The organism is Streptomyces sp. MMG1533 (assembly GCF_001279775.1).
Classification (GTDB): Bacteria; Actinomycetota; Actinomycetes; order Streptomycetales; family Streptomycetaceae; genus Streptomyces.
In genome coordinates, this window is record NZ_LGDG01000096.1 from 1 (window position 1) to 1,617 (window position 1,617).

The window sequence follows — 1,617 nt, forward strand, 5'->3', positions numbered from 1 at the left end:
TTCGGCGAGGAAGGAGCGCATCATCCATACCGCGATCGGCAGGTTCATGGCGGTGTAGAGGATGACCAGGGTCCACACGTTGTCGAGCATCCCGGCGTCCTTGACGATCAGGTAGACCGGCAGCAGGGCGGCGATGGCGGGGAGGAACTTGGTGGACAGGAAGAAGAACATCACGTCGGTCCACTTCTCGACCGGCTTGATGGACAGCGCGTACGCCGCCGGCACCGCCAGGGCGAGCACCAGCACCGTCGAAAGGATGCTGGCCATGGCCGAGTTGAGGAGGAAGGGGGTGATGTCCCGGCTGAACAGCAGCTTGTACTGGTCGAAGGTGACCGGGGCGAAGGGGGTCGGCGGGTTGGTCGCCGCGTCGGCCTCCTGGTGGAAGGAGGTCAGCACCATCCACGCCACCGGCGCGAAGAACGCCAGCGTGGCCAGCCAGGCGACGAACGTCCACAGCGGCGACAGGCGCGGGGAGCCTGGGTCGTCCTTGCCGCGGAGGAGCTTCTTGAACCTGCCCCCTCGGGGGGCGAGGGCTGCGTGGGTCATCGGGAGGTCTCCTCGCGGAACAGCGACGCGATGGTGCGCAGCGCGAAGGTCGCGATGACGAACGCGCCGAGCACGACGACGACACCGGCGGCGGCCGCCTCGCCGTACTCGTACTTGCGGAACATGGTCAGGTAGATCTCGTACGGCAGGTTGGTCGTCTGCGAGCCGGGGCCGCCCTGGGTGATGGTGAAGACCGCGTCGAAGGTCTGCACGACGTAGATCGTGCCGAGCAGCACACCCAGCTCGATGTACTGGCGCAGGTGCGGCAGCGTGATGTGGCGGAAGGTCTGCAGAGCCGAGGCCCCGTCCATACGGGCCGCCTCCAGGACGTCACCGGGCTGCGCCTGCAGCCCGGCCAGCAGGATCAGCATCATGAACGGCGTCCACTGCCACACCAGCGACACCACGACGGCCGGCATCGGATAGGAGGAGATCCAGTCGACGGTGGGCCCGTTGTCGGCGCCGAAGAGGCGGTAGACGGCGTTGAGGGTGCCGTTGAGCAGGCCGTAGTCGGGGTTGTAGATGGCGTGCTTCCACAGCAGCGCGGCCGCGACCGGCATGACCAGGAACGGGGCGATGAGCAGCGTGCGCGCAAGCCCCCGGCCCACGAACCGGCGGTCGAGCAGCATCGCCAGGCCCAGTCCGAGGATCACGCTGATGACCACCACCGACGCGGTGAGCACGACGGTGTTGAGGACCGCCGTGCGCAGCCGCTCGTCGGTGAAGACGAACGAGAAGTTGGACAGGCCGACGAAATGCCGCTCGCCCGGCTTGAGGATGTTCCACTGGAAGGTGGAGATGATCAGCGTGGCCACGAAGGGCAGCTGCGTGACGACGATGGTGAAGATGAGCGCGGGCAGCAGCGGAACGCGCCGCTTCCACTTGGCCGCCGAACCCGAGGACTTCCGGGGACGGACGGGTGGGGGAGCCTGCTTGGGGGGTGCGGTGAGCGTGGTCATGAATGGTTCCTCTGCCGGTGACGGCCGGGGTCGGGAAGCGTGCCCGGCCGGCACCGGGGCCGGCCGGGCACTGCAGGTCACTTCTGGTAGTTCTTGGCGACTTCCTCGGCGA

Annotated in this window: 1 protein-coding gene and 1 pseudogene; both read right to left on the reverse strand. The window is 67.6% G+C overall.

Translation table 11 applies throughout. From position 1 onward, the window contains the following. Positions 1 to 546 (reverse strand): annotated as a pseudogene (locus ADK57_RS11910) (carbohydrate ABC transporter permease); the annotation flags it as partial. Then, positions 543 to 1,505 (reverse strand): carbohydrate ABC transporter permease, encoded by a 963-nt coding sequence (locus tag ADK57_RS11915; RefSeq protein WP_053749374.1) that lies wholly within the window; start codon positions 1,503 to 1,505, stop codon positions 543 to 545. The pseudogene ADK57_RS11910 and the gene ADK57_RS11915, both read right to left, overlap by 4 nt. Between the last annotated feature and the right edge of the window lie 112 nt (positions 1,506 to 1,617).

What these genes read in the sequence shown, in the direction of transcription:
- ADK57_RS11915 (WP_053749374.1), bottom strand. Translation starts at nt 1,505, where the DNA reads ATGACCACGCTCACCGCACCCCCCAAGCAGGCTCCCCCACCCGTCCGT.